This window comes from Streptomyces auratus, from assembly GCF_050433025.1.
Classification (GTDB): domain Bacteria; phylum Actinomycetota; class Actinomycetes; order Streptomycetales; family Streptomycetaceae; genus Streptomyces; species Streptomyces sioyaensis.
In genome coordinates, this window is sequence record NZ_JBNGCB010000001.1 from 1,109,075 (window position 1) to 1,128,692 (window position 19,618).

Below are 19,618 nucleotides of genomic sequence, written 5' to 3' on the forward strand. Positions count from 1 at the left end.
CTCACGGAGCGCCGCCGGCCACTGTGTGGTCGCCGTAACGACGGGTGCGCGGTTGCCGTGACACCTGGTTAACGGGCGGTTCGTAAGGTCGGGAGCACAGCAGCCGACCGCGAAGGGGACCGTCCGTGACCGCACCGGAACCGCCGGCAGAAAGCATTTCGCAGGTGCGGACGGCGTGCACGTACTGCGGTGTCGGCTGCGGGGTCGTGCTGGACGTCGCGACGGACGGGGACGGGCGGCGGACGGTGCGCAAGGCGGCCGGCGACAAGGCCCACCCGGCGAACGCCGGCCGGCTGTGCACCAAGGGTGCGACCAGCGCCGAGCTGTTCGCGGCGCCGGGGCGGCTGTCGACCGCGCTGCTGCGCGCGGACCGCGGCGACGAGCCGATGGCCGAGGCCATGGACACGGCCGTCAAGCAGACCGCCGCGCGGCTGCGGGAGATCATCGACGAGCACGGCCCGGACGCCCTCGCCCTCTACGTCTCGGGGCAGATGACGCTGGAGGCGCAGTACCTGGCGAACAAGCTCGCCAAGGGCTTCGTCCGCACCCGGCACATCGAGTCCAACTCGCGGCTGTGCATGGCGAGCGCGGGCAGCGGCTACAAGCTGTCGCTGGGCGCGGACGGCCCGCCCGGCTCGTACGAGGACTTCGAGCACGCCGACGTCTTCCTCGTCATCGGCTCCAACATGGCCGACTGCCACCCGATCCTCTTCCTGCGGATGATGGAGCGGGTGAAAGCGGGCGCCAAGCTGATCGTCGTCGACCCTCGGCGCACCGCCACCGCGGCCAAGGCGGACCTGTTTCTGCAGGTCGAGCCGGGGACGGACCTGGCGCTGCTGAACGGCCTGCTGCATCTGCTGGCCGCGGACGGCCGGCTCGATGCGGAGTTCATCGCCGAGCACACCGAGGGCTGGGAGGCGATGCCGGAGTTCCTCCAGGACTATCCGCCCGCGAGGGTCGCGGAACTCACCGGGATACCGGAGGACGAGCTGCGCCGGGCCGCCGAGTGGATCGGTGCCGCGGACGCCTGGATGAGCTGCTGGACCATGGGCCTGAACCAGAGCACCCATGGCACCTGGAACACCAATGCCCTGATCAATCTGCATCTGGCGACCGGGGCGATCTGCCGGCCCGGCTGCGGCCCGTTCTCCCTCACCGGCCAGCCCAATGCGATGGGCGGGCGGGAGATGGGCTACATGGGGCCGGGCCTTCCCGGACAGCGGTCCACGCTGGTGGCCGCGGACCGTGCCTTCACCGAGGACCTGTGGGGCCTGGAGCCGGGGACGCTGCGGGCGGACGAGCCCGGCCGGGGCACCGTCGAGATGTTCCAGCGGATGGCGGACGGCGAGATCAAGGCGTGCTGGATCATCTGCACCAACCCCGTCGCCTCGGTCGCCAACCGCCGCACGGTCATCGAGGGGCTGGAGGCCGCGGAGTTCGTCGTCGCGCAGGACGTCTTCGCGGAGACCGAGACCACCGCGTACGCGGATGTGGTGCTGCCCGCCGCGATGTGGTCCGAGTCCGAGGGCGTGATGGTCAACTCGGAGCGCACGCTGACGCTGGTGCGGCAGGCCACCGACGCACCGGGCGAGGCCTGGCCGGACTGGCGGATCATCGCCGAGGTCGCCTGCGAGATGGGGTTCGAGGACGCCTTCAGCTACCGCAGTGCCGAGGAGATATTCGAGGAGATCAAGCGCGCCTGGAACCCGCAGACGGGCTATGACCTGCGCGGAGTGTCCTACGAGCGGCTGCGGCGGACGCCCGTGCAGTGGCCCTCGGCCACCGCCGACGGGCCCGCCCGCAACCCGGTGCGCTACCTCAACGACGGCGTCAGCCAGTCCCTGGACGAGCGGCCGGACGGTACCCGCCCCCGGCTGACCTTCCCCACCGCGTCCGGCCGGGCCGTGTTCTTCGCCCGTCCGCATCTCCCGGCGGCCGAACTGCCCGACGACGACTTCCCGTTCGTCCTCAACACCGGCCGGCTGCAGCACCAGTGGCACACCCTCACCAAGACCGGCACGGTCGCCAAGCTGAACAAGCTCAACCCCGGCCCCTTCGTGGAGATCCACCCCCAGGACGCCCAGGCGCTGGGGCTGGCGGAGGGCGACATGGTGGAGGTCGCCTCACGGCGCGGCCGGGCGGTGCTGCCCGCCGTCCTGACCGACCGGGTGCGGCCCGGCAACTGCTTCGCGCCGTTCCACTGGAACGATCTGTTCGGCGAGTACCTCAGCGTCAACGCGGTGACCCATGACGCGGTCGATCCGATCTCCTTCCAGCCCGAGTTCAAGGTGTGTGCGGTCTCCCTGGCCAAAGTTGCGGGAGAGACGGGGCCCGTGCCGGGGACGGCGGCCCACACGGGCGGGACGGCCGCGGAGGACGCGGGCCCGGGCCCCGGTGAGCGTGTGCCGGTAGCGGCGCTGGCCGGGGTGTTCCAGCTCGCCGAGCCCGCGCCGCCGGTGCTGGCCCCGCACGAGCGCCGCTATCTGTCCGGCTTCCTCGCCGGGCTGGACTCCGGGTCCGCCGTCGGCACCCCGGTGCTGCCGGCCGAGGCGCCCTTCAGCCCGGACACCGCGCTGTGGGTCAACGGCGTGCTGGCCGGGATGTTCTCCCGCATACCCGAGGTCCGGCCGCGGACCGCGGCGCCGGACGCCCCCGCCGCGCCGGCCGGGGACCCACCGGCCCGGACGGTCGTCGTCCTGTGGGCCTCGCAGACCGGCAACGCGGAGGAGGTCGCCGCCGACACGGCCCGCCGGCTCAAGGGCAGCGGCCGGCAGGCGACCCTGCTGAGCATGGCCGACACCGCACCGGCCACCCTGCCGGACGGCGCCGATCTGCTCATCGTCACCAGCACCTTCGGTGACGGCGACGCCCCCGACAACGGATCGGACTTCTGGGAGACCCTCAACGCCCCGGACACCCCGCGGCTGGAGGGCGTGCGCTACTCGGTGCTCGCGCTGGGCGATTCCTCGTACGACGACTTCTGCGGCCACGGCCGCCGGCTCGACGACCGCCTCGCCGAACTCGGCGCGGTGCGGCTGGTGCCGCGGACCGACTGCGAACCGGACTACGAAGCACCGGCCGGGCAGTGGCTCGACCAGGTGCTCACGGTCCTGACGGAGGGCCCGCAGCCGGCCGGCGGTGCGGCGCCCGGCGATGCCGGGAAGCCGGCGGCCGCCCCGGCTCCCGCGGCGCCGGCCGCCACCGGGCCCGCCAAGCCCGCGCCCGTCACCGCCCGCCTCGTCGGCAACCAGCTGCTGAGCCGGGACGGGGCCACCAAGGAGGTGCGGGAGTTCACCTTCGACACCCGGGACGAGGACGGCACCCCGCTGGACTACGAGGCGGGCGACGCGCTCGCGGTGCTGCCGCAGAACCGCCCGGAGCTCGTCGCGGAGTGGCTGGCGGTCACCGGTGCCGATCCCGCCGCCACCGTCGACCTCCCGGGCCCGGGCGCGGTGCCGCTGGGCGAGGCGCTGCACCGCCACCTGGACATCACCCGGATCACCCCCGGTCTGCTGCGCCTCGTCGCCGAACACACCGGTGACCGGGTCCTGAAGAAGCTGCTGCGGCCCGACAACAGGGGCGAGCTGGCCCAGTGGACCTGGAGCCGGCAGGCCGTCGACGTCCTCGCCGAATACCCGGTACAGGCCGGTGCGGCGGAGTGGGCGGACCTCCTCCCCCGTCTGCAGCCCCGGCTGTACTCCATCTCGTCGAGCCCGCTGACCGACCCCGCTCTGCTGCGTCTGACGGTCTCCGTGGTCCGCTACGAGAACCGCCAGGGCCGCCCGCGTGGGGGCGTGGCCTCCACCTTTCTGGCCGATGCCGAGCAGGGGAGCCCGGTGCCGGTGTTCGTCCGGCGCACCCCCCAGTTCCGTCCGCCGGCCGATCCGGCGACCCCGATGGTGATGGTGGGCCCCGGCACCGGCGTCGCGCCCTTCCTCGGCTTCCTCGACGAGCGGCGCGCCCGCGGCCACCGCGCCCCCAACTGGCTCTTCTTCGGCGAGCAGCGCCGCGCCACGGACTTCTACCACGAGGACGCCCTCGGCCGGCTGTGCCAGGACGGACTGCTCACCCGGCTGGACACCGCCTTCTCCCGCGATCAGCGCGCCAAGATCTACGTCCAGGACCGGATGCGCGAGCACGGCGCCCACCTGTGGTCCTGGCTCCAGGACGGCGCCCACTTCTATGTGTGCGGTGACGCGTCCCGGATGGCCAAGGACGTGGACCGGGCGCTGCGGGACATCGCCGTCGCACACGGCGGCCTGACGCAGGAGGCGGCCGCGGGCTATGTGAAACAGCTCGCCGCCGACAAGCGGTACGTCCGGGACGTGTACTGACCGAGGGCATCGCCCTCGGCACCCCCGGCCCCGGCGCTGTGGGCCGCCTCCCCGGCACCTGTCCGCCGTCGCGGGTGCCTCCCTTCCCCACCTGAGCCCGGCCCTCGGCCAGCCGCTTCCCCGTTCTGCCTGAACGGGCCGACGGCGGGCATCGGACCGACCATGGTGAGGAAGGAGAGGAACATGACCCTGATGACCGCTGCCGCCCTGACCACCGAACCGGAGCCCAGGGGGCCGGACGCCGTGCCGAGCGAGCCGGAGCCCACGCCGCGGGACCCGGTCCCGGCGGAACCGGAACCAGCACCGGAACCCGACGAGCCGGGCCCCGCCCCCGCGGAACCCCCCGGCACGGAGCCGGGCGAGCACCCGGCCCCCGAGCCACCCGACTGAACCACCGTCCTCCGGTTGCCCGCACGGCATGGCCCGAGCCGCCAGTCGGGGGCCCCGGCCATGACATGCCCATCTCGTGGGCACACGCACAGTTCCGCCGCTGAACGCCCCTTGCACGCCACCTTGGTGAGGAGATGAGCATGCGCAACGCGGACCACACGGAGACCGGCGCACCGGGCCCCCTCGGCGCCGACGAGCTGCGCTCCCTCGACGCCCACTGGCGGGCCGCCAACTACCTGTCCGCCGGGCAGATCTACCTGATGGCCAATCCGCTGCTGACCGTCCCGCTGCGCCCCGAGCACATCAAGCCGCGGCTGCTGGGCCATTGGGGCACTTCACCCGGCCTCAACCTGGTGCACACCCATCTCAACCGCGTCATCAAGGCCCGCGAGCTGGACGCCCTGTGCGTATGGGGGCCCGGGCACGGCGGCCCCGCCGTGGTGGCCAATTCCTGGCTGGACGGCACGTACTCCGAGACCTACCCCGACGTCCCCCGGGACGGGGCGGGCATGGCCCGGCTGTTCCGGCAGTTCTCGTTCCCCGGCGGCATCCCCAGCCACGTCGCCCCGGAGACCCCGGGCTCGATCCACGAGGGGGGCGAGCTCGGCTACTCCCTCACCCATGCCTATGGCGCGGCGTTCGACAACCCGGAGCTGTTGGTCGCCTGCGTGGTCGGCGACGGCGAGGCGGAGACCGGGCCGCTCGCCGCGTCCTGGCACGCCACGAAGTTCCTGGACCCGGTGCACGACGGCGCGGTGCTGCCGGTCCTGCACCTCAACGGCTACAAGATCGCCAATCCGACGGTGCTCGCCCGGATCCCGCAGGACGAGCTGGACGCACTGCTGCGCGGCTACGGTCACGACCCGCTCCATGTCACCGGCGACGACCCGGCGGCGGTCCACCAGGCGCTGGCCGCCGCGATGGACCACGCGCTGGACCGCATCGCCGCCATCCAGCGCCGGGCCCGCACGGAGGGGGTCACCGAGCGCCCCCGCTGGCCCATGATCGTGCTGCGCACCCCCAAGGGCTGGACCGGTCCGCACGAGGTCGACGGGCAGCCCATCGAAGGGACGTGGCGCGCCCACCAGGTCCCGCTGCCCGGTGTACGGGACGACGCCGGGCATCTGCGGCAGCTGCAGGACTGGCTGCGCTCGTACCGGCCGGACGAGTTGTTCGACGCCGAGGGGCGGCCGCGCCCCGAGGTGCTGGCCTGCGTGCCGGACGGGCCGCGCCGGCTGGGTGCCTCGCCGCACGCCAACGGCGGTCTGCTGCTGCGGGAGCTGCCCCTGCCGCCGCTGGAGCGCTTCGCGGTGGAGGTCGACAAGCGCGGCAGCGCGCTGCACGAGCCGACCCGGGTGCTGGGCGGGCTGCTCGAAGCGGTCATGGAGGCCACGGCGGAGCGCCGTGACTTCCGGGTGATGGGCGCCGACGAGACCGCGTCGAACCGGCTGGAGGCCCTCTACGAGGCCACCGGCAAGGCCTGGCAGGCCGAGCGGCTCGGCACCGATGAGCATCTCGCCCGCGACGGGCGGGTCATGGAGGTGCTCTCCGAGCATCTGTGCCAGGGATGGCTGGAGGGCTACCTCCTCACCGGCCGGCACGGGCTCTTCTCCAGCTACGAGGCGTTCGCGCACATCGTCGACTCGATGGTCAATCAGCACATCAAGTGGCTGCGGACGTCCCGCCGGCTGCCCTGGCGGCGCCCCATCGCCTCGCTGAACTACCTGCTCACCTCACACGTCTGGCGGCAGGACCACAACGGCTTCTCGCACCAGGACCCGGGCTTCGTCGACCACATCCTCAACAAGAGCCCGGAGGTGGTCCGGGTCTATCTGCCGCCGGACGCCAACACCCTGCTCGCGGTGGCCGATCATGTGCTGCGCAGCCGCGACTACGTCAATGTGATGGTGGCCGGCAAGCAGCCGAGCTTCGACTGGCTCACCCTCGACGAGGCCCGCGCCCACTGTGCGCGCGGCGCCGGCGCCTGGGAGTGGGCGGGGACGGAGGACGGCAGCCGGGAGCCGGACGTGGTGCTGGCCTGTGCCGGGGACGTCCCCACCCAGGAGACGTTGGCCGCGGCCGATCTGCTGCGCCGGCATCTGCCGGAGCTGGCGGTGCGGGTGGTCAATGTCGTCGACATGGCTCGGCTGCTGACGCCCGGGGAACACCCGCACGGCATGCCGGACCCCGAGTACGACGCCCTGTTCACCCGCGACAAGCCGGTCATCTTCGCCTACCACGGCTACCCGTGGCTGATCCACCGGCTCGGCTACCGCCGCGCGGGCCACGAGAACCTGCACGTCCGCGGCTACAAGGAGGAGGGCACCACCACCACGCCCTTCGACATGGTCGTCCGCAACGATCTCGACCGGTTCCGGCTGGTGATGGACGTGGTGGACCGGGTGCCCGGCCTCGGCGTGCGCGCCGTCGCGCTCCGGCAGGAGATGGCCGACGCCCGTACCCGTCATCACGCCTGGATCCGGGAGTACGGCACCGATCTGCCGGAGGTCGCGGACTGGACCTGGAGCGGCTGAGCCGGACGCCCGCGCCGGATCAGCCCCGGACGCCCGCCTGCTCAGGCCCCCGCGGCCTTCCGCACGTCCTCGACGACGGACCGGTCCAGCGCCGCGCGCACCAGCCCGGAGGCGAAGGCGGCGGTCCGGTCCGGCCCGACCAGCCGGGCCAGTTGCCGGCGCTCGCCCGGCAGACCCAGCCGCTCCGCGCCCTGGACGGCCTTGGCATCGAGGTACGGGGCGAATTCGGGCCAGACGCCCTGCACCTCACGCAGAAAGATGTGGGAGCCCGCGGGCCCCATCCCGGGAATCTCCTGCAGTGCCCGGCGCAGCGCGGTGGCGTCGCCGTCGGCCGCCTCCCGCATCCGCCGCAGATCGCCGCCGTAGGTGTCCAGCAGCAGCGTGGCACCGTCACCGAGCTGGGTGGCGGTGCGCTCGTCGTAGCGCCGGTAGCCGCCCTCCCCCAGGGCGTCGACCCGCTGTTGCCAGGTCGCCCCGGCCATCCGCCGCGGGGTGCGCATCCCCGCGTCGAACAGGGCACGGGCGGCCGCCACCGCCACGGAGGCACGGATGCGCGCGCTGAGCAGCCCGGCCAGCACCAGCACCTGGTACAGCGGCTGCGGAGTGTTGCCCACCCGGATCCCGCTCTGTGCCGCGAAGGTCTCGCCGTGCCGCTCCAGCAGGGCGTGCGCCAGGGCCCGCTGCCCGCCGCGGGGGCTCATACCGCGGTCCCGTACGGGCGCCCGGGGTCGAGGGGGAGAGTGCCTGCCACGCCATGTCCTCCGTTGCTCCGGTCGGTTCGTCCGCGGTCACCCTCCCCGGCCCCCGACGCACGGGAAACGGCCGCTGCTCCAAGGGGCGCAAGGACGCGCCGCACCGTATGGGCGGGCGTGGCGGGGCTCAGCGCAGCGCGTCGAGCCGCCTGCGCGCCGTACGCAGCGACCGCCCGCGGGCCGGCACCCCGGACCACGGGCGGGCGGCCGCCTGCTCCAGGACGCCCGCGACGTCCCGCAAGGACCAGTGCTGCGGGGTGAGTCCGGGCTCGTCGAGCTGGCCGCGGCTGAGGGGAGTGGCGACCGGAGCGCCCGGCTTCGGCCGCAGCGACCAGGGGGCGACGGCCGTCTGTGCGTAGGCGTTGCGCTGCACATCGAGGTAGAGCCGGTCGCCGCGGGACGTCTTGCGGACCGCGGTGGTCAGCCGGTCCGGGTGACGCTCCGCCAGGACCTGCGTCACGTCCTGGGCGAAGCTCCGCACCGTGTCGACGTCGCTCTTGCCGTCCAGCGCCACGACGGCGTGCAGGCCCTTCGATCCCGTGGTCATCAGGGCGGCGGGCAGGCCGAGTTCGTCGAGCAGCGCGCACAGCCGCCGGGCGGCGTCCCGTACGGCCGCGAAGTCCGGTCCGGGCGGGTCGAGGTCGAACACCAGCCGGTCCGGGTGCAGGGGGCGGTCGGCGCGCGAGAGCCAGCGGTGGAAGGTGAGGCAGGCCTGGTCGGCGAGGAAGAGGAGGGTCGCCTTGTCCTCGCAGACGGTATGGGTGACGGTGCCGCCCTCCTTGGCGACCTCGGCCCGCCGGATCCAGTCGGGGTAGTGGTCCGGGGTGTCCTTCTGCATGAACTGCGGGCCGCCCAGGCCCTCGGGGAGCCGCTCCAGCATCAGCGGGCGCCCGCGCAGCTGCGGGACCATCGACGCGGCCACCCGGCGGTAGTAGTCGAGGACATCGGCCTTGGTCAGCCCGTCGTCGGGGAAGAGCACCTTCTCCGGCCGGTGGAGGCGCACCGTGCGGCGGCCCGCGCGCACCGAGGCCGTGCCGGTGTCCGTACCGGAGCCCGTGTCCGTGTCCGTGGGGTTCATGCGGGCGGGGGTACCCGGTCCGGGCCGCCGCTACGCTCCCGCGTCCGGGTGGCACGTCCGGCGGGAGCGTCCGGGCGCCGCCGGTGTCGCGGGGTCCCGCGGGCCGTCGCAGAGTGGGCAGGGACGCGGTCCGGGCGCGGCTGGGCGCATGGGCGGCGCAGGACCGGCAAGGAGACCGGCAGGCCCGGGCGGAGGGAGCGCCCGGCGCCCGTCCGCCCGGGAACGACACATCCCCTCCGCCCAGGAACGACACAGAACGAAACATGAGGAGCAGATGACGGTGCGAGCGCACACGATTACGCCGGCCACCCCCCGTCCGGACCCGGTTCCGCCCACTCCTGGCCCGGGCCCCGGCCCGCCGGGACCCACTCCGGGCCCGGCGCCCGGCCCGGTTCCCTCCCCCGGCCCCGATCCGGTGCCGCCGCCGGTGCCGGGGCCCGAACCGGATCCGGTCCCGCCGCACCCGGCACCGCCGACGCCGGGTCCGCAGCCCGGCCCCGCGCCCGATCCGCTGCCCGCGCCGGGCACCGACCGACAGGCCGGGCGGCCGGGCCGGACGGGGTAGTCCGCGGGACCGGCCCGCGCTGCACCGGCTCCCGAGCCGGCCGGGCGCCGACCGGCGAGCCGGGGGTGTCGCGGCGTCCCGCACAATGAACCCACCGGTTCATCCAGACGCCGGGCGCGCACCGCGCACCTCTGCACGGGAGAGAACATGCCGAACCCGGACGCCGACAGGGCCTCCGCCGTCCCCGTCCTGGTCCTCAACGGGCCCAATCTCAATCTGCTCGGGCTGCGTGAGCCCGAGATCTACGGACGGGACACCCTCGCCGACATCGAGGAACTGTGCCGGAGCACCGCCGCCGAACACGGGCTGCGGGCCGATCTGCGGCAGAGCAACCACGAGGGCGTCCTCATCGACGCCGTGCAGGAGGCCCGGACCGCACACCGCGGAATCTTGATCAATCCGGCCGGCTACAGCCACACCTCCGTCGCCCTGCGCGACGCACTCGCCGCGGCGGACGTCCCGATCGTCGAGGTGCATCTGTCGAACATTCACCGGCGGGAGGAATTCCGGCACTTCTCCTACGTGTCCGGGGTCGCCGACGCCGTGATCTGCGGGGCGGGCGCCCACGGCTATGCGCTCGCGCTGGCCCATCTCGCCCGTCTGGTGCACAAGACCTGACGAGGCGCTACCGGCAATCCCGCACGGACAGGCCCTAGTCTCGGCGGGTGGGGCATTCCGAGGAGCGCGCCGAGGGTGCGGGACCGTTCATCACCCGGCTGACCTGGCGCCTGGAGGAGGGCGGCACCGCCGTCTGGGAGTCCCGGGCGGCCCGCAAGCGCGGGACGCTCGCGGTGCGGCCCGCCGGTGCCGCCGAGAGCAGCCAGCGGCGCGCCGACACCGCGGCCCTGGCGCGGCTGCGCAGGCTCAACGGCGTGGCCGCGGGCTCGTTCACGCTCGGCGGCGTCCTCTTCGCCGTCGGTGCGGCGCTCGCCCAGTTCAGTACCGCGGGTCCGCTCGTGAGCGCCACGGTCTACTTCATCGGCGGCGTGTTCTTCACCCTCGGCGGCTATGCCGCACTGGCCCAGACCATCAATGCGCCGCGCCGGGAGGGTACGGCAGGTGAGCTGACCTCGCACGGGTTCCGGTGGTGGAGCTACGAGCCCGGCCGGGTCGACTGGCTGAGTACGTTTCTGCTGTTCCAGGGGACGCTGGTGTTCGGCGTCAATCTGCTGGATTCGTTTCTGCAGGGGCTCACGGCGCGGCAGATGAACCGGCTGGTCTGGACCCCCGACATGATCGGCTGTGCGCTGTTCCTGGTCTCCGGGCAGCTGGCGGTCATCGAGGTCTGCCACGGCCGGCCGTGCTTCCACCGGCGCAGCCTCGGCTGGTGGATCGTCGCGGTCAATCAGCTCGGTTCGGCGCTCTTCATGGTCTCGGCGCTGGCGGCCTTCAGCCGGCCCGCGACCGGCAGTCTCGTGAACGTCGGCGTCGCCAACTGGGGGACCCTCACGGGCGCGCTGTGCTTTGCGGTGGCGGGCGTGCTGCAGGCCTACGAACGTCCCTGACATGCGGGTGACGCCTACCTGTGGAACCGTGGTGTCACGGCGTGATCACCGGCGGGTCCGGTCTGGTCGGCCAGGTTTCTCAAGCAGAGGAGTGACCCATGGCCTCTCGGAAGCAGACAGTGGGCGGATGGACCGCATTCGCCGCAGTCCTGATGATCTTCGGTGGTGCGATGACCCTCCTGGAGGGCATCTCCGCCATCGCCAAGGACAACGTCTTCGTCACCACGCAGAACTACGTCTTCTCCTTCAACCTCACGGGATGGGGCTGGATCCATCTCATCCTGGGCATCGTCATCCTGCTCGCGGGCATCGCCCTGCTGAGCAGTGGCGCGATGTGGGCCCGGGTGATCGGTGTGATCCTCGCGGGCCTCAGCGCGCTCGCGAACTTCCTGTGGATCCCCCACTACCCGTTCTGGGCCATCGTGGTGCTCGCCATCGACATCTTCATCATCTGGGCGCTGTGTGCCGGAGACCACCGCCACGCCGTCGCCGTCTGAGCCGGCCCGGCGCGCCTGATGGCCTCCGGACCCACCGCGCGGGAACGCGCGGAACGGGGCAGGGCACTTCGCTCCGAAGTGCCCCGCTCCCGTCATGCGGAGTTCACCCCGGCGCCGGACCGGGCCGATCCGGTGGACATCGTCGAGCGGCAATCGGCCCACCGGGTCCCGGAGTTGGTGCCCCTTCGCTACGGGCGGATGCTGGAGTCACCGTTCCGCTTCTATCGCGGTGCGGCCGCCATCATGGCGGCGGATCTGGCCACGACACCGTCGACGGGGCTGCGGGCCCAGCTCTGCGGGGATGCCCATCTGCTGAATTTCCGGCTGCTGGCCTCCCCCGAGCGTCATCTGATGTTCGACATCAACGACTTCGACGAGACCCTTCCCGGCCCGTGGGAGTGGGACGTCAAGCGACTGGCGGCCAGCTTCGCCATCGCGGCCCGTCAGAACGGCTTCAGCGAGCCGGAGCGGGCCGGCATCATCCGGGCCGCCGGCGCTTCCTACCGCGAGCAGATGCGCCGGTACGCGCAGATGCGCACCCTGGAGGTCTGGTACGCGCACGCCGATATGGCCGAGGTCGAGGCCGAGGAGGCCCATGAGCTGGGCGCCAGGGGCCGGGCGGGGCTGGCCAGGGTCATCGAGGACGCCCATGGGCACGACACCCTGCAGGCGTTTCGCAAGCTGACCCGGCGCAGCGGCGGGCAGGTGCGGATCGCGTCCGATCCGCCGCTGATCGTGCCGCTGCACGAGCTGCTGCCGGGCTCCGAGGGCGACCGGCTGGCCGGCACCCTCAGTGATCTCATCGCCAGTTACGGCCGCAGTCTGCGCGCGGACCACCGCCGGCTGCTGGAGCAGTACCGGGTCGTCGACCTGGCCCGCAAGGTCGTCGGCGTCGGCAGCGTGGGCACCCGCTGCTGGATCGTGCTGCTGCTCGGCAGGGACGACGACGATCCGCTGCTGCTCCAGGCCAAGGAGGCCGACGAGTCGGTGCTCGCCCCGTACGCCGGGGCGAGCCGGCACCGCAACCAGGGCGCCCGGGTGGTGGACGGCCAGCGGATGATGCAGGCCGCCAGCGACATCTTCCTCGGCTGGCAGCGGACCACCGGTGTCGACGGCCGCCCCCGCGATTTCTACGTACGCCAGCTGCGCGACTGGAAGGGCATCATGCCGGCGGACGAGATGGTGCCGGTGGGCATGCGGCGCTTCGCCGTGCGCTGCGGCGCCACGCTCGCCCGCGCGCACGCCAGGTCGGGCGACCGGATCGCGATCGGCGCGTACCTCGGCTCGGGGACGGTCTTCGACGAGGCGCTGGCGCAGTTCGCGGAGCGCTACGCGGACCAGAACGCGCGCGACCACCAGGCGCTCGTGGCGGCGGTCCGCTCGGGCCGCGTCCGGGCCGAGGCCGGCTGAGGCGGCGGACGCGGGTGGCGGGCGCCCACAGCCCCCGCCACCCGATCGGCACACCCGGCAGCGCACGGGATGTACGCCCCGTCCGCCCCGCCTAGCATGGATCCGAATGGCTCCGACGAAGGCGGCCCCATGCGCCCCACGGCGAAGTTCTCCATCAGCTTCGGCCTGGTCACGATCCCGGTCGCGGCGTACAACGCCACGGACAGCTCCGCGTCCGTCAGCTTCGTACGGATCCACACCGCGGACGGCGGACGGGTGCGCAATCAGCCCGTGTGCTCGGCGGAGGGCGTCGAGATCTCCCCGGACGAGATCGGCCGGGGCTACCGGCCCGACGACAGCGACACCGTCGTCCCGCTGAGCGACGAGGATCTGGACGCACTGCCGCTGCCGACCGCGAAGACCCTGACGATCCTGGCCTTCGTCGCCGGCGGCGACATCGACCCGCTGCAGATGGGCAAGGGCTACTACCTGGGCATCGACAGCCCCGCCGCGGCCAAGCCCTATGTGCTGCTGCGCGAGGCGATGGAACGGCATCAGCGCGTCGGCCTCGGCAAGATCGCGCTGCACGGACGGGAGACGCTCGCCATGATCCGGCCGATGGAGGGCGCGCTGGTGATGCAGGTGCTGCTGTGGCCGCACCAGATCCGCCCGATGGACGGGGTCCTTCCCGAGCGGCAGGTGGAGGTCCACGCCAATGAGGTGGAGGCCGCCGAGACCCTGATGGACTCCTTCGGCCGACTGTCCGAGGACGACGTGCACGACCACTACCGCGAGGCGCTCGAAGAGATCGTGGCGGCGAAACTGGCGCATCGTGAGCCGCACTTCGAGGCCGGCGAGGAGCCGCCCGCCGGACAGGTGATGGACCTGATGGCGGCCCTGCAGGACAGTGTGCGCGCGGCCAGGAAGTCCCGCGGCGAGGACGAGGAGGGCGAACCCGCCCGGAGCACCGCCCGGTCCGGCCGCAGTACGACGAAGAGCACCGCGAAGAAGACCGCAGCGAAGAAGACGGCCGCCGGCGAAGCCACCGCCGAGAAGGCCACTGCCAAGAAGTCCGGCGCCAAGAAAACAGCCGCGGCGAAGAAGACCTCCGGCAGAGGCGGCCGGCGGGCCGGCTGAGCCCGGCCGGAGCCGTGCCGCCCACCGCCCGCCCCGCTTGCGCACATAAGGCGACCGCCTCGGGGTACCCGATGCCTCAACGGGGATTACTGCCAAGAGAGTTATGGAGGTTGACACCATGGGTATCGGCGGGTGTATCGGCCTGCTCGCGGTGGGCGCGATCCTCACCTTCGCGGTGGACTGGCACATGGCCGGGATCAACCTCGACCTGGTGGGCATCATCATGATGATCGTCGGCATCATCGGCCTCGCCACCTACGTCAGCATCCTCAAGCGGCGCCGCACCCAGCCGCCGTCCCCCGGCGCCCCGGTCGTCGATGTCGAGGATGCCCGCTACTACAAATAGCCTCCCCCGTCGGCGCGATGGACCCCCGCGGGGCGGGCAGGTCAGCCGCAGGAGGTACGGGCCTTCGGCAGGGTGCCGTTCAGGAAGAAGTCGTCGACATAGTGCTGTATGCAGGGGTCGCCCGTGGTGTAGGCTGCATGGCCCTCACCGCGATAGGTCAGCACGACACTGGAGTTGTCCAGCGCCCGCGCCATGCTGAACGCACCCTGGTAGGGCGTCGCCGGATCATTGGTGGTGGCGACGAGCAGCATGGGCGGGGCGCCGGGCGCCGAGACGTCGCGGGAGGAGTCGTCGCCCGCCACCGGCCAGTCGTAGCAGTCCAGCAGTGTGGGGGCGATGTCCGGGCCGAAGAGCGGGGAGGCCTTGGTGAGTTCACGCTCCGCCCGGGGGAAGTCGTCGCCGCCGTAGCGTTCCGAGGTGTCCCGGCAGGAGATCGCCCGCAGGGCCAGCTGGTCCTGGGGCGGTAGCTCGTCCCGCCCGACCTGGCGTGCCGGGAGCCGGCCGGTGCGGGTGGCGCCGGCGCCCCCGCCGCCCTCCCCGCTGTTGCTCAGCCGGAGGATTCCCGAGGCGTCGCCGCGCCGCAGCTGGGCCAGCGCCTGGCGCAGCTGCGGCCAGTCGCTTCTGCTGTAGAGGGCCTCCCGCAGCGCGTACACATAGGTGGTCTCATCCACCGTCTCCCCCTTCGCCTTCATCGGCGTATCGCGCAACTTCTGGTACCAGCTGCGGAGTTGCTCCTGCGCCTTATGCGGATCGGTGCCCAGCGGGCAGCCCGCGCCATGGAGGCAGTCGGCGGCGAAGTCGTCCAGCGCCCGCTGGAAGCCCCGGGCCTGGGCCACCGCGGTCTGCCAGGTGTTCTTGGTGGGGTCCTCGACGCTGTCCAGCACCATCCGGCCGACCTTGCGGGGGAATTCATGGGCGTAGACCGCGCCGAGTTTGGTGCCGTACGAGAAGCCGAGGTAGTTGAGCTTGTCGTCATGGACCGCGGCGCGCAGGACGTCCATGTCCCGGGCGACGTCGGGGGTGCCGACCCACGGCAGCAGCCCGCCGGAGTAGCGCCCGCAGGCCTCGTTGATGCGCTTCTCCTTCGCGGCCAGGCTGTTGTCCTCGCCCGTGGTGGGGGGCGGGCTGAGCTTGCTGCCGCAGGAGACGGGGTCGGTGTGGCCGGTGCCGCGCGGGTCGAAGCTGACGATGTCGTAGCGCTGTCCCAGCCGGGCGAAGGCACTGCCGCTGTCGATCAGATAGTTGACGCCGGAAGCACCCGGTCCCCCGGGGTTGAGCACCAGTGAGCCGAGCCGCTTGCCGGGCCCGGTCGCCTTCAGCCGGATCAGCTGGACCTGCATCGTGCTCCGGCCGGGGTCGGAGTAGTTCCGCGGCACCATCAGCCGGGCGCACTCCAGGCGCTCCCGGAAACCGGGCGGCTCGGTGGCGCCCCCGCTCTGCGCGCCGCTCTGCACGTCCGTGCCACACGGCTCCCACGACAGGTGCTGCCGGTAGAACGGTGTCAGATCCTGGTCACCGACTGCCACCGCGGCGGGAGTTCCCGCGAAGGCGCCGCACAGCGCCACCACCGCCGCCACGGCCCACAGCCGTACCGAAACCGTGCGCCGGCGAACACGCCGCGCTCCCCCTACTCCCACACGAGACGGCGCACGGCGTGTTCCCGGCATATTCCGAGCCTAGGACCGTTACGCGGCGTCCGCACACCTGCGACGGGGGCATTCGACGCGCCGTACGCCCCCGTGACCAGCCCTTATTCGGGCAGGCAGGAGGCAGCCGCCGGTATTCCGCGCGCCCTTTCCGCGCGGACATGCACCACGCAGTGGGATCAGCCGCATTCACCGTGTAGCCAGATAGTGCTTGTCGGCGCGCTCAAGATGCGGAGGTCATCACACGGCTCACTCTGGAGTTAGGGCGGAGCAACACACCGCTGGGCGGTGGCCCTCTGCACAGACGCCGATTCGGCCGGATGACCGGGAAAAGGTGGCGCACCCATGAATGACGGATCCAAGGCCCTGTTGGCCGCCGCACTGGCCGGCGGCTATCTGCTGGGCCGCACAAAGAAGGCCCGGTTCGCCCTCACGGTGGCGTCGTATCTCGCCGGACGCCAATTCGGGCTTTCACCGCGCCAGCTCGTGACGGAAGGGGTACGCAAACTCGGCGAGATCCCCCAGGTTGCCGAGCTGGGCGACCAACTGCGCGGAGAAGTGATGGACGCCGGCCGGAAGGCCCTGACCACGGCCGCCAACCGCCAGCTGGAGACCCTCGCCGATACGCTCCACGACCGGACCCTGAAGCTCGAAAGCGGCGAGTTGGCGCCGGAGGAGGAGGAAGAAGAAGAAGAAGAGGAGGAGGAAGAAGAGCCCGCGCGGGGCGAAGAAGAGGAGGAAGAGGAGGAAGAAGAGGGCGAGGAGGAGCCCGAGGACGAGTACGAGGAAGAAGAGGAGGAAGAGGAAGAGGAGCCGGAGGAGGAGCCCGAGGAGCGGCCCCGTCGGCGTACCCCGCGGGAGGCCCCCCGGGCGGCGCCGCAGAAGCGCACACCGGCGGCAAAACGGGGAGGCCCGGCGAAGCGGGGCGGGCAGCAGCGGCCGGCCAAGAAGGCCGCTGGGAAGAAGGCCGCCGGCGGCCGTACGGCCGCGAAGAAGACGGCGCCGGCCAAGAAGACCGCCGCCAAGAAGACTGCGGCGAAGAAGACTGCGACGAAGAAGGCCCCGGCTAAGAAGACCGCGGCACAGAAGGCCCCCGCGAAGAAGACCGCCGCCAAGAAGACCGCGGCGAAGAAGACGGCATCCGCCAAGCAGTCGGCGCCCGCCAAGAAGACCACGGCCAAAAAGACGACAGCCAAAAAGACGACAGCCAAGAAGACGACAGCGAAGGCCGCCAAGAAGGCCCCCGCGAAAAAGACTGCCGCAGGCAGGAAGGCAGCCCCCGCTGCGAAGAAGAGCGCCAAGAAGACATCAGCGCGCGTCGAGCGCCGGAGGTAACCGGTCATGGCCAAGACGGGACAGGACAAAGCGGACTCGGGACTCGACCGACTGCGGGACGAGCTCGGGGACTATGTGACGAGCTGGGTCGGGAATCTGGCCGAACGAGCCGGCGACAAGCTGATGGATGTGACGGACCAGCTCACCGATGTCGCCGAGAACGGCGGATCCCTCTCCAAAATCGGCGCCAATCTCCTCGGCGGCGATTCCCCCGTCTCCGCCGCCCTCAAGGGCACGGCGGAGAACGTCAAGGACAACGTCGTGGGGAAGGCCAAGGAGGTCTTCGGCGGCGGGAAGAAACGCAAGTCGGGGGACCAGAAGGTCACCAACATCATCGAGGTCCTCGATATCGGCGTACCGCTGCGCACCGCCTACGACCACTGGACCCAGTACGAGAAATTCAGCAGCTTCACCAAGGGCGTCCGCAATGTGTCGGTGCAGGACGAGACGACCACGGACTGGAAGGCCAAGGTCGGCCCCTCGACCCGGGGTTGGAAGGCGACCGTCCTGGAGCAGGTGCCGGACGAACGCATCATCTGGACGTCCGAGGGTGCCAAGGGAACGACCCACGGCGCCGTCAGTTTCCACGAACTGGCGCCCAACCTGACCCGCATCGTGCTGGTCGTCGAGTACTACGCCTCGGGATTCTTCGAGAAGACCGCGAACATCTGGCGCGCCCAGGGACGCCGACTGCGGCTGGACTTCAAACACTTCCAGCGCTACGTGACCCTCACCGAGGAGGAGCCGGAGGGCTGGCGTGGCGAGATCCGCGACGGCGAGGTCGTACGGACCCATGAGGAGGCCGTCGAGGCCGAAGAGGCCGAGGAGGAGGAGTACGAGGGCGAGGAAGCCGAGGACGGTGAGGGCGCCGAGGAGGAGTACGACGAGGACTACGAGGACGAGGAAGAGGGCGACGCCGAGGACCGTGACGAGGAGGGCGAAGAGGGCGAGGAGGACGAGGAGTGGGAAGAGGACGAGGAAGAGGAGTGAGCCGGTCGGTGCGCGAGGGCCGGCGAGTTCACGTCTCCCGCCCGCGCCGGCCGGCGCCCGATGGAAGGACTCACCATGCGTGTGTTTCCGCCTCCTCCCTCGATCGAAGGGCTCACCGCCGTCGTCACCGGCGGTTCGCGGGGGCTCGGGCTGCTGCTGGCCCGCGAGTTGCTGCGGCGCGGCTGTGACGTCGTGCTGCTGGCCAGGGACGACGCCGAACTGGGCAGGGCGGTCGGCAAGCTCGGCCCGTTCCGCGGCGGCACGGTGCACGGGATGGTGTGCGATGTACGGGACCGGGCCGCGGTGCGCGACCGTCTCGCGGAGATCGCCGGGGACCGCGGGGGGCTGGACATCGTCATCGCGAACGCCGGCATCATCCAGGTCGGCCCCGCGGAGGCCCTCGGCGCCGAGGGTTTCCAGGACGCGATGGACTCGGTGTTCAACGGTGCCCTGAACACCGCGCTGGCCGCCCTCCCCCACCTCCGGCGCAGCCCGGCCGGCGGCCGGCTGGTGCTCATCGGGTCGGTCGGCGGTCTGCTGGCGGTGCCGCATCTGCTGCCGTACTCCTGCGCCAAGTCGGCGGTGGCCGCGCTGGCCGACGGGCTGCACGCGGAGGAGGCCCCGCACGGCGTCTCGGTGACCGCGGTCCACCCCGGCCTGATGCGCACCGGGGCGCATGTCCATGCGTTCTTCGGCGGGGACCGGCGGCGGGAGTACGGGTGGTTCTCCGCGGTGGCCGGGGCGCCGTTGCTGTCGATGAACGCCGAGCGGGCGGCGGACCGCATCGTGACCGCGCTCCAGCGCCGGCGCCCGCGCCTGGTGCTGACACCGGCGGCCCGGCTCGGCGCCACGGCTCATGGGCTGGCGCCGGTGACCACCACCCGGCTGGTGTCGGCGGCCGCCCGGGTGCTGCCGCGTGACGGCACCCGCGAAACCGTGCGCGGCTCGGCGGTCGAGGCCGGGGAGCAGCCGCCCGCCCCTCGGCTGCGCGCGGTCCTCGGCGCCCTCAACGAACGGGCGGCGGACCGCTTCAATCAGCGCTGAGGAGATGTTTCCGTGCGGAATTGCCGGGCACCCGGTCCATCATCGCAGGAAGAACCGACCTGTGGTGAAAGGAGAG

Annotated in this window: 15 protein-coding genes; 12 read left to right on the top strand and 3 right to left on the bottom strand. The window is 72.1% G+C overall.

Annotation, left to right across the window (positions count from 1 at the left end):
* Nucleotides 1-125 precede the first annotated feature (125 nt).
* The 3 genes from BKA18_RS04550 to BKA18_RS04560 all read left to right on the top strand — a co-directional run bounded on the left by BKA18_RS04550 (nt 126) and on the right by BKA18_RS04560 (nt 7,258).
* Complete coding sequence (locus BKA18_RS04550; RefSeq protein ID WP_366047460.1) at nt 126-4,334, top strand: bifunctional nitrate reductase/sulfite reductase flavoprotein subunit alpha; 4,209 nt, start codon at nt 126-128, stop codon at nt 4,332-4,334.
* A gap of 183 nt (nt 4,335-4,517) precedes the next feature.
* Nucleotides 4,518-4,724: a hypothetical protein gene (locus tag BKA18_RS04555; RefSeq protein ID WP_366047461.1), complete on the top strand. Its 207-nt coding sequence runs from the start codon at nt 4,518-4,520 to the stop codon at nt 4,722-4,724.
* Nucleotides 4,725-4,864: 140 nt separating this feature from the next.
* Entirely contained in the window at nt 4,865-7,258 is a 2,394-nt protein-coding gene (locus tag BKA18_RS04560) for a phosphoketolase family protein (protein WP_366047462.1), read from the top strand.
* Between the two features lie 41 nt (nt 7,259-7,299).
* Here the strand turns inward: BKA18_RS04560 and BKA18_RS04565 are convergent, their stop codons facing one another.
* Nucleotides 7,300-7,959 carry an endonuclease gene (locus tag BKA18_RS04565; RefSeq protein ID WP_366047463.1) on the bottom strand — a complete coding sequence of 220 codons (660 nt, stop codon included), beginning with the start codon at nt 7,957-7,959 and terminating at the stop codon, nt 7,300-7,302.
* A gap of 178 nt (nt 7,960-8,137) precedes the next feature.
* Complete coding sequence (gene ligD, locus BKA18_RS04570; protein WP_366047464.1) at nt 8,138-9,088, bottom strand: non-homologous end-joining DNA ligase; 951 nt, start codon at nt 9,086-9,088, stop codon at nt 8,138-8,140.
* A 712-nt stretch (nt 9,089-9,800) separates the two neighbouring features.
* Here ligD and aroQ point away from each other — a divergent pair.
* The 6 genes from aroQ to BKA18_RS04600 all read left to right on the top strand — a co-directional run bounded on the left by aroQ (nt 9,801) and on the right by BKA18_RS04600 (nt 14,527).
* Complete coding sequence (aroQ, locus tag BKA18_RS04575) at nt 9,801-10,271, top strand: type II 3-dehydroquinate dehydratase (RefSeq protein ID WP_366047465.1); 471 nt, start codon at nt 9,801-9,803, stop codon at nt 10,269-10,271.
* 47 nt (nt 10,272-10,318) lie between these two features.
* The gene (locus tag BKA18_RS04580; protein WP_006607231.1) at nt 10,319-11,158 is read left to right on the top strand and encodes a hypothetical protein; all 840 of its coding nucleotides are present in this window, start codon (nt 10,319-10,321) and stop codon (nt 11,156-11,158) included.
* A 98-nt stretch (nt 11,159-11,256) separates the two neighbouring features.
* Complete coding sequence (locus BKA18_RS04585; RefSeq protein WP_366047466.1) at nt 11,257-11,655, top strand: DUF7144 family membrane protein; 399 nt, start codon at nt 11,257-11,259, stop codon at nt 11,653-11,655.
* A gap of 18 nt (nt 11,656-11,673) precedes the next feature.
* A complete protein-coding gene (locus BKA18_RS04590) occupies nt 11,674-13,065 on the top strand; it encodes a DUF2252 domain-containing protein (protein WP_366047467.1) in 1,392 nt (463 codons plus the stop codon).
* A gap of 129 nt (nt 13,066-13,194) precedes the next feature.
* A complete protein-coding gene (gene ku, locus BKA18_RS04595; protein ID WP_366047468.1) occupies nt 13,195-14,181 on the top strand; it encodes a non-homologous end joining protein Ku in 987 nt (328 codons plus the stop codon).
* Between the two features lie 118 nt (nt 14,182-14,299).
* Entirely contained in the window at nt 14,300-14,527 is a 228-nt protein-coding gene (locus BKA18_RS04600) for a DUF6458 family protein (protein ID WP_040901776.1), read from the top strand.
* A 41-nt stretch (nt 14,528-14,568) separates the two neighbouring features.
* Here the strand turns inward: BKA18_RS04600 and BKA18_RS04605 are convergent, their stop codons facing one another.
* Nucleotides 14,569-16,104, bottom strand: coding sequence for an alpha/beta hydrolase (locus tag BKA18_RS04605; protein WP_366047469.1), 1,536 nt, complete (start codon nt 16,102-16,104; stop codon nt 14,569-14,571).
* A gap of 414 nt (nt 16,105-16,518) precedes the next feature.
* Between BKA18_RS04605 and BKA18_RS04610 the strand changes: the two genes are divergently transcribed.
* The 3 genes from BKA18_RS04610 (at nt 16,519) to BKA18_RS04620 (ending at nt 19,542) form a co-directional block, all read left to right on the top strand.
* Nucleotides 16,519-17,508: a histone protein gene (locus BKA18_RS04610; protein ID WP_366047470.1), complete on the top strand. Its 990-nt coding sequence runs from the start codon at nt 16,519-16,521 to the stop codon at nt 17,506-17,508.
* Between the two features lie 6 nt (nt 17,509-17,514).
* Nucleotides 17,515-18,498, top strand: coding sequence for an SRPBCC family protein (locus BKA18_RS04615; protein WP_366047471.1), 984 nt, complete (start codon nt 17,515-17,517; stop codon nt 18,496-18,498).
* 75 nt (nt 18,499-18,573) lie between these two features.
* Nucleotides 18,574-19,542: an SDR family NAD(P)-dependent oxidoreductase gene (locus BKA18_RS04620; RefSeq protein WP_366047472.1), complete on the top strand. Its 969-nt coding sequence runs from the start codon at nt 18,574-18,576 to the stop codon at nt 19,540-19,542.
* The last annotated feature ends 76 nt before the right edge of the window (nt 19,543-19,618 follow it).

Coding starts and splice junctions, on each gene's coding strand:
- BKA18_RS04555 (WP_366047461.1), top strand. CDS start 4,518: ATGACCCTGATGACCGCTGCCGCCCTGACCACCGAACCGGAGCCCAGG.
- BKA18_RS04560 (WP_366047462.1), top strand. CDS start 4,865: ATGCGCAACGCGGACCACACGGAGACCGGCGCACCGGGCCCCCTCGGC.
- BKA18_RS04565 (WP_366047463.1), bottom strand. CDS start 7,959: ATGAGCCCCCGCGGCGGGCAGCGGGCCCTGGCGCACGCCCTGCTGGAG.
- ligD (WP_366047464.1), bottom strand. CDS start 9,088: ATGAACCCCACGGACACGGACACGGGCTCCGGTACGGACACCGGCACG.
- aroQ (WP_366047465.1), top strand. CDS start 9,801: ATGCCGAACCCGGACGCCGACAGGGCCTCCGCCGTCCCCGTCCTGGTC.
- BKA18_RS04585 (WP_366047466.1), top strand. CDS start 11,257: ATGGCCTCTCGGAAGCAGACAGTGGGCGGATGGACCGCATTCGCCGCA.
- BKA18_RS04590 (WP_366047467.1), top strand. CDS start 11,674: ATGGCCTCCGGACCCACCGCGCGGGAACGCGCGGAACGGGGCAGGGCA.
- ku (WP_366047468.1), top strand. CDS start 13,195: ATGCGCCCCACGGCGAAGTTCTCCATCAGCTTCGGCCTGGTCACGATC.
- BKA18_RS04600 (WP_040901776.1), top strand. CDS start 14,300: ATGGGTATCGGCGGGTGTATCGGCCTGCTCGCGGTGGGCGCGATCCTC.
- BKA18_RS04610 (WP_366047470.1), top strand. CDS start 16,519: ATGAATGACGGATCCAAGGCCCTGTTGGCCGCCGCACTGGCCGGCGGC.
- BKA18_RS04615 (WP_366047471.1), top strand. CDS start 17,515: ATGGCCAAGACGGGACAGGACAAAGCGGACTCGGGACTCGACCGACTG.
- BKA18_RS04620 (WP_366047472.1), top strand. CDS start 18,574: ATGCGTGTGTTTCCGCCTCCTCCCTCGATCGAAGGGCTCACCGCCGTC.